General features: G+C 57.9%; 10 protein-coding genes, 1 tRNA gene and 2 pseudogenes. 4 read left to right on the top strand and 9 right to left on the bottom strand.

What is annotated here, in order from left to right; translation table 11 throughout:
- Positions 1-109: 109 nt before the first annotated feature.
- Positions 110-892, bottom strand: coding sequence for a hypothetical protein (locus ACVWXE_RS09590; RefSeq protein ID WP_457490183.1), 783 nt, complete (start codon positions 890-892; stop codon positions 110-112).
- 381 nt (positions 893-1,273) lie between these two features.
- A pseudogene (locus ACVWXE_RS09595) lies at positions 1,274-2,502 on the bottom strand (RNA-guided endonuclease InsQ/TnpB family protein).
- A gap of 181 nt (positions 2,503-2,683) precedes the next feature.
- Here ACVWXE_RS09595 and nadC point away from each other — a divergent pair.
- The 3 genes from nadC to ACVWXE_RS09610 all read left to right on the top strand — a co-directional run bounded on the left by nadC (position 2,684) and on the right by ACVWXE_RS09610 (position 6,351).
- Entirely contained in the window at positions 2,684-3,541 is an 858-nt protein-coding gene (gene nadC / locus ACVWXE_RS09600) for a carboxylating nicotinate-nucleotide diphosphorylase (RefSeq protein ID WP_011434043.1), read from the top strand.
- Positions 3,542-3,739: 198 nt separating this feature from the next.
- Positions 3,740-4,828 (top strand): quinolinate synthase NadA, encoded by a 1,089-nt coding sequence (gene nadA / locus ACVWXE_RS09605; protein WP_457490184.1) that lies wholly within the window; start codon positions 3,740-3,742, stop codon positions 4,826-4,828.
- 29 nt (positions 4,829-4,857) lie between these two features.
- Positions 4,858-6,351, top strand: a complete 1,494-nt coding sequence (locus ACVWXE_RS09610; RefSeq protein ID WP_457490185.1) for an L-aspartate oxidase — start codon at positions 4,858-4,860, stop codon at positions 6,349-6,351.
- Here the strand turns inward: ACVWXE_RS09610 and gndA are convergent.
- The 5 genes and pseudogenes from gndA to ACVWXE_RS09635 all read right to left on the bottom strand — a co-directional run bounded on the left by gndA (position 6,348) and on the right by ACVWXE_RS09635 (position 12,515).
- Complete coding sequence (gndA, locus tag ACVWXE_RS09615) at positions 6,348-7,766, bottom strand: NADP-dependent phosphogluconate dehydrogenase (RefSeq protein ID WP_457490186.1); 1,419 nt, start codon at positions 7,764-7,766, stop codon at positions 6,348-6,350. The two genes, ACVWXE_RS09610 and gndA, sit on opposite strands and share 4 nt — an antisense overlap.
- A 93-nt stretch (positions 7,767-7,859) precedes the next feature.
- Positions 7,860-8,033 (bottom strand): annotated as a pseudogene (locus tag ACVWXE_RS09620) (pentapeptide repeat-containing protein); the annotation flags it as partial.
- A gap of 429 nt (positions 8,034-8,462) precedes the next feature.
- A complete protein-coding gene (locus ACVWXE_RS09625; protein ID WP_457387885.1) occupies positions 8,463-9,686 on the bottom strand; it encodes an alpha/beta hydrolase family protein in 1,224 nt (407 codons plus the stop codon).
- A gap of 162 nt (positions 9,687-9,848) precedes the next feature.
- Positions 9,849-11,051: a carbohydrate ABC transporter permease gene (locus ACVWXE_RS09630; protein WP_414329418.1), complete on the bottom strand. Its 1,203-nt coding sequence runs from the start codon at positions 11,049-11,051 to the stop codon at positions 9,849-9,851.
- A gap of 111 nt (positions 11,052-11,162) precedes the next feature.
- Positions 11,163-12,515: an extracellular solute-binding protein gene (locus ACVWXE_RS09635; protein WP_457439957.1), complete on the bottom strand. Its 1,353-nt coding sequence runs from the start codon at positions 12,513-12,515 to the stop codon at positions 11,163-11,165.
- A gap of 234 nt (positions 12,516-12,749) precedes the next feature.
- Here ACVWXE_RS09635 and ACVWXE_RS09640 point away from each other — a divergent pair, with 234 nt between their 5' ends.
- Entirely contained in the window at positions 12,750-13,391 is a 642-nt protein-coding gene (locus ACVWXE_RS09640; protein ID WP_457439955.1) for a hypothetical protein, read from the top strand.
- Positions 13,392-13,442: 51 nt separating this feature from the next.
- Here ACVWXE_RS09640 and ACVWXE_RS09645 read toward each other — a convergent pair.
- Both ACVWXE_RS09645 and ACVWXE_RS09650 read right to left on the bottom strand, forming a co-directional pair.
- Positions 13,443-13,513, bottom strand: a tRNA-Gly gene (locus ACVWXE_RS09645).
- 107 nt (positions 13,514-13,620) lie between these two features.
- Positions 13,621-14,064 (bottom strand): 2TM domain-containing protein, encoded by a 444-nt coding sequence (locus ACVWXE_RS09650; RefSeq protein WP_457439953.1) that lies wholly within the window; start codon positions 14,062-14,064, stop codon positions 13,621-13,623.
- Between the last annotated feature and the right edge of the window lie 152 nt (positions 14,065-14,216).

Below are 14,216 nucleotides of genomic sequence, written 5' to 3' on the forward strand. Positions count from 1 at the left end.
TCTACTATATCCCTCTCAATGACTTTTGCCAAACCGCCTAAAGCTCAGTAAATTCAGCAAAGTTCAGGGTTTTGGGGGTTAGAGGCATGCTCCCACAGGCTTCTGCATCTCAGTTTAATTTTTCATTTTCCCCTCCCTGCTCCAGCCCAAAACGGCTTTGGTGGCAGAGAGGCTCTCCCCCCTTGGGCCGGATCTCCTGCCACCCCTGTAGAGAAGAGGGAGTTGGGGAAAGGGCAACGGCAGGCGCTCGCAGCAACACCTGGCGGTCTGGGCCCACGCTCACCAAGCGGGGCATCTCTCCAAGGCTATCGGCCACCGCAAACAGCACCCGCTCTCGGGCCTGGGGATCCCAGCCCAGCAGCTGCGCATACCCCAGCGCCGGCGGCGGATCCCAGATTTGCACCGGTGGGATCCCTGTCGAGCCAGTGGGCAAAGGCCAGACCACCGCCCGATCCCAGCTCAAATCGGTCTGGAACCAGCCTTCGTACTCCCGCGCCAGCAAAGTGTTCCCCTGCCAGGCTAGAGGCAGGATCATGGCAAAATCCAATGCCTCAACGGGGTCGTACACCGACCCTGAGGCTTGATAGATAACCTGCAAGGCCCGAGTACGGGTGTTCTCGGCAAACAACACACTGGTCAACCGACCAGCCTGAGGCGTGGCCACCAAATCTAGCCGTGTGTACACCTGCCACTGGGGATCCGGCGCCGGCAAGGGATCGCTGCGCAACAGGCCAACCAATGTGCATTGCCGCTGCCGGGCTTGCTCCTGCAAGTCGTACACCCATTCCCAAGGGATGGGCAAAGTAGGGGGAGAGGAGACTCCAGGGGCAGCCGGCGCCATGTCCCTCGCCCAGGCAGCGCTCCCCTCCGCCCAGCCGATCCAAACAGCCACAAGGGCTCTGATACATTCACACTGAACTCTCCCGAACATGGTTCAGGAAAGAAGCGATCGCATCCTGCCTATCTCTGAGCAGGAAGGCGGTATCCCGCAAAGCCCTGAGGAATACCCCCCGAGCGCTTTCCCCCTTCACTTCCCGGCAACCGTTGCGGTGGACTCAAGGATCAGGGGGAAACTTGGTCTACTATATCCCTCTCAATGACTTTTGCCAAACCGCCTAAAGCTCAGTAAATTCAGCAAAGTTCAGGGTTTTGGGGGTTAGAGGCATGCTCCCCAGTTGCCACAGCCAGTTTTGCCTGAGCCAGCCCCCCATCTGCCTCACCTTCCGTCGTGACATACTCCCGCACTCATGCTGATGCAAAGCGCTCCGCGCCGCTAGCGCGAAAAGGACATTTCCTGCGCTTGAGGACTACGTCCCGCTGACGCGAAAAGAACGGGATGCCCCACCGCCCTGTACTTGATGTTGATGGCCGCATGGTGGTCGCGTCCTAGTTCTAGCCCACAATGGGAACAAGAATGCCACCTGTCTTGAATCGCTTTCGGTACTCTTTGACCACACCGAGAGCAGTTTTGACTGCTGCCGTTGGGATTCACTGCAATCGCCCTCAGCCCAGCTCTTTCAGCCTTGACTGCCAGCATTTGCAGAAATTGTCCCCACCCAGCATCATAGGTAGATTTTGCTAGTCGGGTTCTAGCAACACCTTTGATATTCAGGGCTTCGTACCCAATATGTTTGCCCTTGCTTACCAGCCAGTTCGCTGTTTTGTCATGAAAATCTTTGCGCTGAGATAGTGGTTAGTGGATAGTCACTATTCACTATCCACTGGTCACTATCCACTAGTCACTAGCCATAGGCGGTTTGACCCTTTCTTCTTGCGAGACACTGCCCGCTGCAGTCTCTTTAACCGCTTTTGGGCTCTGCGGTAATACTGGGGAACTGGAACAGACTCCCCCGCATCGGTCACCAAAAAGGAGTCCAGTCCCACGTCGATTCCTATGGTGTTCTCCAGTGTTGGCAGGTCAGGGGTAAATACGGGGACAGATGAATCTTGCAGGCTCAAGGTCACATACCACCCGTCTGCCCTGCGGCTGATGGCAGCGGTCTTAATCACAAAGCCCTCAGGCAAAGGACGGTGCTGAATTATGCGAACAGCACCGATTTTGGGCAGATGGATAAACTGCCCGCAAATGCAGTCTTGTTTCATCTGGGGGAAACTGAAGGAGCGATACCGCCCAGCTCCCTTAAATCTGGGTTTCCCTGCCCGCTTGCCGTTACAGTCCCCCTTCAGCCAGCGGTCGAATGCTTTGTGCACTCGCTCTATGCAGTTCTGGAGGACTTGCGAATGGACTGCTCTGTACTGCGGAAACAGGGCTTTCGTCTTCACCAAATCCCGTTTCTGGGAGTAGAAATCGGGCTTGTCTTTCAGCTCAGGCAAGTGACAGATTAAGGGACAAGCATTGATATCACAGCGATTGTGTTCCCACCACGCAAAGCGCTCTGCCAAGCGATAGTTGTACTGCTTGCGTAACAAGTCTAGCCATTGGTCCATCAGAGCAACTTGGCTAGAAGTAGGGCGTAAGCGATACTGGTAAGCAGTTCTCATGATGAGGGTATAAAATCCTGCTACGCCGGTCATAGCACCAGTAAGGACGAAGCATCGTGTCCTCGCCTTTTATCCCGACCCTTACCCTGGATAGTGGTGAGTGGATAGTGACCAGCCACTAGTCACTAGTCACTAACGGAGGGCGGGGCTTCCCGCCGGTCTAGCTAAAACCAAACCGAAAATGGAAGAAGTTTACTTACCAGAGGAGACCCTTTGCGCTTGGCTGTGGGAAGACCTGGGGCACGGCGACCTCACCACAGAGCTGACCCTACCCCCAGGACTGGAGGGTGAGGCGGTAATCCTGGCCAAGGAGACAGGGATCCTGGCCGGCCTGGAGATTGCCAAGCGGGTTTTTCGGCTGGCGGATCCCCAGGTGGAGTTTATCCCTGGAGTGGAGGAAGGGGCCAGGGTGGCTGTCCGTCAAGAGGTGGCCCACCTCAAGGGATCCCTGAAGGGCATTCTGGCGGGGGAGAGGCTGGCGCTCAATCTTCTCCAAAGGCTGTCCGGCATTGCCACCCTCACCCGCACCTATGTAGAGGCTCTCCGGGGAACCTCAACCCAGCTTCTGGACACCCGCAAGACCACTCCCGGCCTGCGCGCCCTGGAGAAGTATGCTGTACGGGTAGGGGGCGGCAAAAACCACCGCTTTGGGCTGTTCGACGGCATTTTGATCAAGGAAAACCACATCATTGCCACGCAACGCTGTTGCGACCGCGGCGCGGGAGGCGTTTTGGCAGCCGTCAAGCGGGCCAAGGAAGGTGCTCCCCACCACCTCAAGGTGGAGGTGGAGGTGCGGGATCTCCAGGAACTGGAAGAGGCTTTGGCAGCAGGAGCCGATCTCATCCTTCTGGACAACTTCACCCTGGAAGAAACTCAGGCCGCCGTCCAACGGGTGGGAGGGAGAGTTCCCCTGGAGGCCAGCGGCAACATGACCCCAGAACGGGCCAGGCAAGTGGCCGAGGCAGGCGTGAATTACGTCAGCGTCGGGGCGCTCACCCACTCGGCCAAGGCTTTGGATCTCTCTTTGCTGGTGGTGTGACCCTGAGCCAAGTCCTCGCTGGACACTGCTTTATTGCTACGCAACGCTGTTGCGACTGATGCTACTTTGAGAAGACAACCTAAGCCCAGCTCCAGCTCAACCGGGCGCCGCGAAAGGCTTCGCCGGGCATCTGGGTTGGGGGTTGCTTCTCTTGCCGGCTCAGATACCCCCCAAAGCAGAGTCGACCAACTCCAGGAGATGGGCTTTCCGTTATTGCTGCGCGCTGCTCCTGCAAACGCATTAGCGGGACAAAGTCCTCAGATCGTGTCCAGCCTCCAGAGGAACAAAACCGTTATTGCTACGCAACGCTGTCGCGACAAGAAGTCGAAAATGAAGGGAGAAACCCCATTGCTACACAACACTGCCACAATCGTCCAGGAGATTGCCCGGCTCAAACAGGAAAGGCAGGCAGTTATCCTCGCGCATTCGTATCAGCTCCCCGAAGTTCAAGAGGTGGCGGACTTTGTGGGAGACTCCTTAGGACTGGCTCGGGAGGCTCAAAAGACGAGCGCCCAGGTGATTGTCTTTGCGGGCGTGCATTTTATGGCGGAGACGGCTGCCATCCTTAACCCGGAAAAGACGGTGCTGCTGCCGGATCTGGAGGCGGGCTGTTCCTTGGCCGATAGCATTCGCCCGCAAGATGTGCTGCGGTGGAAGGCAGCCTGCCCTGAGGGCCTGGTGGTGGCCTACGTCAACACCGCTGCCGAGATCAAGGCTCTGGCAGATGTCTGCGTAACCAGCGCCAACGCAGTTCAAGTGGTGGCCAGCCTGCCCCCGGATCGCCCCATCTTCTTCGTGCCGGATATGTTTCTGGGAGCCCACGTTGCTCAAGTAACCAGAAGGGAGCTGGATCTCTTTCCGGGAGAGTGCCACGTGCATGTTGGCATCCGGGAAGAGCACCTCAAGGCGATGGTGGAAGAGCACCCTGGAGCAGAGTTCCTCATTCACCCGGAGTGCAGTTGCGGCTCTAGCTGTCTCTTCCTCAAACCGGATGCCAAGCTGCTCTCCACCGAGGGCATGGTGCGCTACGCCAAAGCTTCAGAAAGCCGCGAGTTTGTGGTGGCCACCGAGGTGGGCATTCTTCACCGGCTCAAGAAAGAAGCTCCAGACAAAACGTTCATCCCTGTCAAGGCAGAAGCCGTCTGCGAGTACATGAAGAAGATTACCTTGGAAAAGATTTACCGCTCCCTGCAGGAGATGCGCTACGTGATCCAGGTGCCCCAGGAGGTGGCTGAGAAGGCTCGCCGTTCCATCCTGGCCATGCTGGCAGTGCCCGCCGGAGCCTAGAGGTGGAGGGGAAGAACGGGGCGCCGCCCTTGTTAGAAACAGACCTGTTGATCCTGGGAGCAGGGGTGGCGGGGGTGTACGCAGCCCTGTGGGCCGAAGCCCAGGGGGCGACAACTCTGGTGGTAAGCAAGGATCCCCTTCCCTCTGGCTCTACCCCTTGGGCGCAGGGTGGGGTGGCTTTTCCTGTGGATGAGGCGGACGTAGAAGCCCATATCCAAGACACCTTGCAAGCGGGCCGCGGCCTGGTGGAAGAAAAGGTGGCTCGCTCCATTGTGGAGGAAGCACCCTTGCACCTGGAGAGACTTTTGCGCTGGGGCCTTCCTTTCCATCCCCAGCCTGTCCGGGAAGGGGGCCACTCCCAAGCGCGGGTTCGCCATCTGGGGGGGGATCGGAGCGGACTGTGGCTCCTCAGGGGTCTGCTGGCTCGCCTCAACAGACCACCTTTGCAGGGCTACACAGCCCTTAGCCTTTTGCTGGCAGGGGACAGGGTAGGGGGGGCCTTGCTCCTTGGCCCTGAGGGGCCGGTGGAGGTGAGGGCCAGGGCAGTTCTCCTGGCTACGGGAGGATTTGGCAGCCTTTTCCCCGTCTCGACAGCTCCCCCGGGGGCCACCGGCGACGGAATGGTGCTGGCCTGGCGGGCAGGGGCCACTCTCAGGGATCTGGAGTTTGTGCAATTTCACCCCACGGCCTTGCCCAATGGAGCGCTGGTGAGCGAGGCAGTAAGAGGAGAAGGGGCTGTTCTCCTCAACGCCTTGGGGGAGCGTTTTATGCCTCGCTATGCGGAGCTGGGAGAGCTGGCGCCGCGGGATGTGGTAGCTCGGGCCGTTTTCTGGGAGCGGCAGCAGACAGGGGGAACCTACCTGGATCTGCGGGTCGTCGAACATCTGGAGGAGCGCTTTCCCACCGTTGTTGCCTCTGCCCGCGCCTTGGGGCTGGATCCCACGAAGGATCTGCTCCCAGTTGTTCCCGCGGCTCACTACGTGATGGGTGGGATCCGAACGGACACTTTCGGCTTCACCGGCCTGCCGGGCCTTTATGCTGCTGGGGAGGTGGCTTCCACGGGTCTGCACGGAGCCAATCGCTTGGCTTCCAACAGCCTTTTGGAAGGGCTGGTCATGGGCAAGCGGGCCGCCTTGGCTGCCTTGCAAGATTTGGGAGAGGTGAGCTTTCCCCGACAGCTGCAGAGGCTACCCGTTCTGGCGACGTCTCCCGACATCCTGCCGGCTCTCAGGCATCGAGTTGGGGAAGCTTTGGGCGTTGTGCGGGAGGGAACACGGCTGCGGGCTTTTCTGACCTTTGTCAAGGCACTTCCCCTGCAGGAAAAGCCTTGGGCCACCCGGGAAGAGGCCGAGGCAGGCAGTCTGCTTTTGCTGGCCCGTCTGGTAGCTCAGGGGGCGCTGCTGCGGGAGGAAAGCCGCGGGGCCCATTTCCGCGAGGATTTTCCTCAGGAAGGGGAGCCTTTCCATACGGAGGTGCGCGGTTCAACTTTTTTCCGGAGACCTCTTGATGCTACGCATTGCTAACGGCAACAGGCATTCCACTCATGGTGAAAGACGCCCGGCCTGTCGATGCGCTCGAAGGTGTGGGCCCCGAAGAAGTCCCGCTGGGCTTGGGTGAGGTTCTGGGGCAGGTTGGCGGTACGGTAGCTGTCGTAGTAGGCCAAAGAAGCGCTGATGGCCGGGATCGGGATCCCCAGGGCAGCCGCCGTGGACACCACCCGCCGCCAGGATCCCTGCCGCTCCCGGATGGCCTGCTCGAATTCCTCATCCAACAGCAGGTTCACCAGCTCTGGATCCCGTTTGTAGGCCGACTGGATCTCGCCCAGGAAGCGGGCGCGGATGATACAGCCCCCTTTCCAAATCCGCGGAATCTCACTGAAGGTGTAGACGTAGCCGTGGGCAACGGTGGCTTTTTTGAGCAGGGCCATCCCCTGAGCATAGGAGCAGATTTTGGAGCAGTAGAGGGCGGCGCGCAGATCTTGGATAAAGCAGTCGGGATCCCCTGCAAAAGTTGCGTCGGGCCCCTTCAACTGGGCAGAGGCAGCCACCCGTTCCTCTTTCATCGACGAGAGGATGCGAGCTTGCACCGCCGCTTCAATGGTGGGCACTGGTACTCCCAGATCTAGAGCGTCCTTGACTGTCCACAAACCGGTGCCTTTTTGCCCAGCCTTATCCAGAATGAGATCCACCAACGGCTTGCCGGTTTCCGGATCCAGGGTTTGGAAAATCTTGGCGGTAATTTCAATTAGGAAAGATTCCAGCTCTGTTTCATTCCAAGCCTGAAAAATCTCCTGCATCTGCGAGGCCGACAGCTTCAAAGCCCTGCGCATTAGGTCGTAGACCTCGGCGATCAGCTGCATATCGCCGTATTCGATGCCGTTGTGTACCATCTTCACGTAGTGCCCGCCCCCTTTGGGCCCCAGGTAGGTGACACAGGGGCCGTCTGGCACTTGAGCGGCAATTTTGGCCAAGATGGGCTCCAGTTGTTGGTAGGCCTCTGGGCTGCAGCCGGGCATGAGGCTGGGGCCGTTCAGGGCTCCCTCTTCCCCGCCGCTCACTCCCATGCCGACAAAGTGGATCCCGGTAGGGGCGAGGGCTTCGGCACGGCGATCGGTGTCGGTGTAGAGGGAGTTGCCGCCGTCGATGATGATATCCCCCGGATCCAGCAGGGGTTTAAGCTCGTCAATCACCGCGTCTACCGGCGCACCCGCCTTGACCATGATCAAGAATTTGCGGGGCCGCTCCATCAGTTGCACCAATTCCGGCAGGCTGTAGGCGGGGGTGATCCGTTTGCCTTGGGCTCGCTCCCGCATGAACTGGTCGGTTTTGGAGCTGGTGCGGTTGTAGACGGCAACCGGGAAGCCATTGCGCTCGACGTTGAGGGCCAAGTTTTCCCCCATCACCGCCAGGCCGATCACCGCAAAGCTGGGCTTGCTCATAGTTGGGCACTATCGACACCTCACCCAATCTAGAGGCCAATCTGACCGACGGGGCTCAGGGATCCTGTTTTCTTCATCTTTGCCGGCCCTGATTCAAGGGCAGCCCAAACTCTCACGGGTGGTTACGCCGGTTACCGGGTGGGATCCCTCAGCTTGCTCACACAACTGCCGCTTTGCCGCCCGATCCACATAGGCTTCGCTGAAATCGGCGCCGGCAATCTGCGCTCCTTGCCAAACCGCCCGTGCGGCAATGGCTCCCGTGAGCTTGGCCCTTCTGAGAGCCTATCCGAATACCTCGTCGTCACGTCACGACGGATGAAATCCATCACCGGATGCAAGCCGATGGAGTCGAGGCACGGCACCGTCGTGCCCCGACGGGTGCACCCCGACGAGTGGTGAATGGGATGGGCGCATGATCAACAACCCCCATTGTCCATCGATGCATCCCGTGCTCGTCGTATCATCGGGGAGGGCAGTGCGCGAACCGCCCCTCCGCTATCGGCAGATATGGGTGCGTTGCGTCGTCAAGCCACCCATGCATAGTCTTGATCAGTGATCACCGTTGGGGGCAATGGGCACCACGGTGGTTATTCGGTCGTCGTTACCCCCAGCATCGCTTCGTTCCAATCACCGCACGGGGAAGAGACGAGATTCGCTGACCTTCATCTTCCACACCAGGATGTTTCGGATAGGCTCTTAGAGATTCTCTGCCCGATACCCAAAAACCTCATCCAGCCAATCAAAGACTACTTGCTGCATCAGGCCCAGATTATTGATCTGGCAGTGAGCATCTGCACCGTCGGCGGCAACGAAGACGCGAAAGGCTTTAGGGCATCGGAGAGCGTTGTAAAACTCGCGAGCCTGCATCATTTGTGCTTCTGACTCTCCTTCGCCAACCATACACAATACCGGACATGTAATCTCTTCTATCCTTTCAACTCGTGCTTGTCGCGCCATTTCTAACGCTTCAGAAATTGTGCTTACTCCGGCTTGCCAGCAGAACTTCTCTAATGCAATACCGGGCAGGGGGTTTCTAAGACCTGCCAGCCTGGTAAGGGTGTTCCTGAAAAAACCGGGAGTTTTGAGGAGTACCGACGGAATTTCGGCCATGACAAGTTGGTAAATATCTATGATGGGAGCACTGGCTATGCAGGCTTTGATACGTTTCTCAAATGGAAGAGCGCGGGATACCATGTAGCCACCACCACTGATGCCAAATAAAGCCAACCGTTCGGCGTCGACCTCTGATCGCGTGAGGATATGATCGACGACAGCCTTGATAGGGAGTTCAGAATCGACCCGGAAGAATAAACCATCGAAGGGTGTACTTCCCTGACCGGGCAAATCTATCAGAAGAACGTGATACCTCCGGCGGACTCCTGCCGGGCCTATCCAGAAATAGAGTTCTTCGGCGCATGTTTCACCACCGCCTATCAGGATCAACGTTGGTGCTTTCCGATTCTCATTATGCCCGCACAGAAAGTAACCCGGCAGAACTTTGCCCGCGAACGGGATCTGGATCGGTTCGATAGGCGGCTTGCATTGAGCGGCTGCTTGCCGAAAACACCATTGTGCTTTTTGCCATCCCTCTCGCAGTCGTTGATCTTGCGGGCGAACGAAGATGGCTGCCATCTGATGATAGGTAAAGGCGCGCAGGTAGGCTTCACGTGCACTAACCCGATGCCCGTTTGCCAGTGCCTGTGTCGCCTGCGATTCGACGCGACGGGCCATTTCTGACCAGGCCTTGTACCAGCTTTCGGGATCACCATCTTTAATTTGGGAAGCAGTGTAGAAGCACTCGCCAAGTGCCGAACCACCTTCGTTTTGGTGAGCAAGAATCCAGGCAAAATAGAAATCCATATCGTCATTCCGAAACCGGATTCGCTGTTTGCTTCGCTGCCATAGTTTCTCTTTATTCATAACTGTTTATCCTTGAATTGGAAGAATCTTTCGCGGACTAACGGATTGTGCTGCCCTTGAATGGCGAAGGTGGTGGAGTGAGGCTAGGTGTAAGCCTGTATTAGCCGATTTTCCCCTTGCCCACTGAGAACTGGGATCATTGCGTTGCAGCAGAGACAGCCGTTATCCGCCGTAGGTTACATTCCGCTCGGTGGTGCGAAATTGCAGGATCGTCAGCCCCACCACAATGAGAAACAGGACGATGGATTGCGCGGCAGCCCTACCCAAATTGCCTGAAGACACTCCGATTTTGTAGATCTCGTAGATCAACACCGAGGTGGATCCGGAAGGGCCCCCAGCAGTCAGCAAGTCAATGGTGCCAAAGATATCGAAAAACGCATAGGTCATGTTGGTAATCACCAAAAAGAAGGTGATGGGAGAAAGCAGCGGTAGGGTGATGGCAAAAAAGCGACGCACTGCCCCGGCCCCGTCGATGGCAGCCGCTTCCAGCAAATCCTTGGGCAGGTTTTGCAGGCCGGCAAGGTAAAACAAAATGTTGTAGCCCATCTGCTTCCAAACGCTGGCAAAGATCACCACCCAAGGGGCCAAGTTGGGATCGCTGAGCCAGTTTAAACGGGGGATCCCCACCAGGCCCAGCAAATGGTTGGCCACCCCTCCCAAGGGGTTGAACATGATAAAGAAGATGATCCCGGCCACCGCCGGAGAGATGGCGTAGGGCCAGATCAGCAACACCCGATAAATCGCCGCCCCCCGAATCGGCTGATAGGCCAGCGTGGCAATCAACAGGGATCCGCTCAACCCCAGCACCACGATGGCCGCCGAAATGGCAAAGGTAATCCCCAGGCTGCGCAGATAGGTGGAATCCGTCAGCAAAGCGGTAAAGTTATCCACACAGACGAAGCGGCTGCGCGGCGCCCCCACAAATGTGAGCAGGGTGGAAAGGCGGAAGGTATCCAGCCCTGGGTAGTAGAGAAACACCACCAAGATCGTGAAGGTGGGCAACAAGAGCAGCCACGCCAGCCACCACTGCTTAAAGATGCCCCTCTCCTGAACAGCTGGGCCGGGGATCCCCAGGCGGCGCTCCTGTTCCTTCTGCGTCCACGCCAACAGCGGCCAGAGGGGAATGGCCATGCCCGCCAGCACCAGCCCCACGCCAAAGGCCATGTCGATAGCCTTGCGCTCCGGCTCAAAAGTGCAAAAATCCAGGGGCGCCATAAAAATCAGGGATCCCAGCCCTCCTGCTAGGCCCCCCAGCACTGCCCCCACCGGCACAGGCCACTCGATGCGTCGAAAACGGAGCCCCATCCAGAGGGATCCCAGCAACCCTGCCAACAGCGGCACCAACACTTGGACGAATCCCAACATGCCTCTCACCTCGGCTGTGCTCTTCACAAGAGCCTTATCAAAGCCCGGAAAGGGGCAGGCCGCCGCCCACCCCCATCCCTCAATGACACCGTCAGCCCATCGACATCCAGGTTACTGGTAAAGGGAGTTGTACTCGGCCAGAAGGCGGTTGGCCTCCTGGTTGGCCTTGGCCATGGCCTGGGCCGGATCCCCGCCTTTAAGCATCAGATCTTCCATGGTTTGGGTCACCACGTTGCGAATTTCGGGGAAAGCCCCCAGCAGCGCCCCCCGAGTGGCAGGGGTCACCTTGGAATTGTTGATTTGGTCGCTGGCGGTGAAGAAGTTGGGGTTTTCCTTGAACCAGCCCTTCGACTCCAGCAAGGCTACCGAGCTTTTCCGAATGGGCAAGTAGCCGGTCACTTGGTGCCACTCGGCAGCATTTTCGGTGTTATTGAGCCACAGCATGAAGGTCAGCGCCCCCTCTTCCACCTCCTTGGGCAGATCCTTCACCAGCCAGAGGCTGGCTCCCCCGATCAAGTTCCCCGTCCAACCCTTGTCGGCGTTGTAGGGCATGCGGGTGGTGACCAGCTCGATGTTGTTTTGCTTGGCAGCGTTGGTGATGTTGGCGGCATCGGCGCTGCTGGTGATGGCCATGGCGACGGTACCGGTCTGGATGGCCTGCTCGGTGGCTGCCCAATCCCGCTGCTTGCCGCTGTAGATGTAGTAGCCTTTGTCATACATCCCTTTCCACCAGGTGGCGATGGCAATTGACGGCTCCGAGTCCAAAAAGACCTGGGTGGCACGGGCGGCACGGCCATTGTTGTTGTTGGCCAAGAGGGCATTCTGCTGGGCCATCCACTGCTCGTAGAACCAGCCGTGATTGGGCCAGGTCACACAGCCCTGGGGAGCGTCGGGGAGGGCCATGATCTTTTGACAAGCAGCCTCCAGCTCTTGCCAGGTGGCCGGCGGCTTTTCGATCCCAGCCTTCTTCAAGATGGCCGTGTTGGAGTAGAGAATGGGGCTGGAGCTGTTCCAGGGCATGGAGGTAAATTTGCCATCCAGGGTGTAGTAGCTCACCACCGGCTCGATAAAATCGTCGAAATTCACTGGGATCCCGTTCACTTCGGTGCGATTGCCCAGAGCCTCGGCAATGGACTTGAAGTAACTAAAATCCCGTGCCCGCTGGGTGCCCACCTCAAACCATTGCACCACCGAAGGAGCAGCATTTTGTTGAATGGCCAGGTCGGTGGCTTGCTGAATTTCTTCGTAGTTGCCGTAGCCTTCGATCGTAACTTTGTATTGAGGAAATTGTTTGTTGAATTCTTCCGCTTTTCCGCGGGCCCAATCCAGGCGGTTGTCGGTAAAGGCAATCCAAACTTTGACTTCGGCAGGAGACTGAGCAAAGCTGTCGGCAGCCAGAAGAGCAGCAGCAGACGCAGCCACCAGGCCAGCCGCAACAGCCAGGAAAGTACGACGGGTGTTCATAGAAAAATGCAGTCGCATTCGCTAAAGGCACCTCTGAGATTACAGCACCGACATTAAGAGCAGGTTATGTCTGGCGGGATCCCTCTAGGAAGTGAACCCTCAGGCCGAAGTCAGAGTCAGATGAGGTGAGCACCTAGCCTGGGTCATGATTGGCAATTTCTCAAGGGGTCTCGAAAAATGAGAATGAAAATGAAAACCCCAAGCTTTTGCCTGTTATTGGTTACTGCCCTCCTGATGGCGCTTGCTCCCTTTGCGCAGGCTCGCCCCCGTCAACGCACTGCCACAGCCACCACGTCAACGGGTGGATCCCTGACCCCGAGCGGTGAGCGCACCTTCACTCACTCCGGCACCTACACTGGCACCGGGCCAAGTGGCAGATCGGGTAGTGGCACCTATTCCGGCCAGGGATCCCGGCAATTCATTCCCGGTCAGGGGGTGGAAGGAGACTATTCCGGCCAAGTCACTACCCAACAAGGTCAGACCTGGAACCTGAACCATCAGCACACCACTACTCACACACATGAGGGTTGGCAACGGCAGGGCAGCACCACCCTGCAAAACGCCGAGGGCAAGACGGTGGGCAGCAGCTCGAGCCTTATCGAGGGCCAAGCGGGGCAAGGCTGGCAGCACAGCGGCCAATTCAACAATGCTCGCGGCCAAACCTACACCACCGAGTCGAGCAGCACACCGACCGGGCCAGGACACTGGCAGCGGGAAACTCGCGTCTTCAATGCCCAAGGGGATCTGCTCGGTGGCTCTGATACCGATGTGCAGTACCGATTTGTACCAGGGCAAGGCTGGGTGAAAACAGTAGAAGGCAATACCCTGAAAGGTCAACCCATCCGCCGCACCACCACAGTCGGCCCCAACCTGTGAAGAAGAATCTGAAGGGCACTTTAAGGGATCCCTTAGGATTTTGTGGGAGGAAGCGGGCGGACGGAATCGAACCGACAACAGCAGTTTGGAAGACTGCGGTTTTACCATTAAACTACGCCCGCACAGGCATTCACTGATGCCGGAAGCCTATGATAGCACCTCTCCCCAGTCAAGGTCTGGAGAGAAATCCATTTCCATCAGCGAGACGGGCTTCTTGGGTGGGCTGCGCTTACTTGCGGCGGAGATCTTTCTGGCGTTTCTTCTGCCATTGGCGAAACTCTTTCTCGTAGCGTTCACCCTCCGTTTGGTAGGCGTTCCAGCCCTTGAGGGCAACGGTCAAGCCCCACCCCATGAGTATAAACAGCGACCAAGATAGCCCTCCACCGGAGAGCCAGTCTAAGCCCAGCAAAAAGCTGTTGACAATTCCATAGCGGCCCAGCAGTTGGTAAAACTGCCGACGGCGGTAGCGCTGGAATTCTCGGTGTTGGCTGTTCAGCTCTTGCCAGGCCTTCCATTCCTGCTCGGCCAAGTCCAGCTCTTGGGGGGAGATCCCCAGTTCGGCAGCCATCTCCTGCAGTTGGGAGCGGGTGAACTCGCCCAGGCGTGGCTGGCGGGCAATGGCCCGCTGGAGGATCTGCTGCACGTCCTCTTGGCTGTACCGGGATCCCGACATTTGGCTGACTTACATATAACTTCGTAAACTTTATATCTCTTAGTTTGGGCTAGCTGGATCTTGCGCCTTATGAAGCTCCCTCCGCCGCGGGATCCCAACCGTTAGACTAAACCTAGACTGCGAGCCTCCTTCTCTGGGGTTAAGTGTCCCTG

It is taken from the genome of Thermostichus sp. MS-CIW-41 (assembly GCF_054058915.1).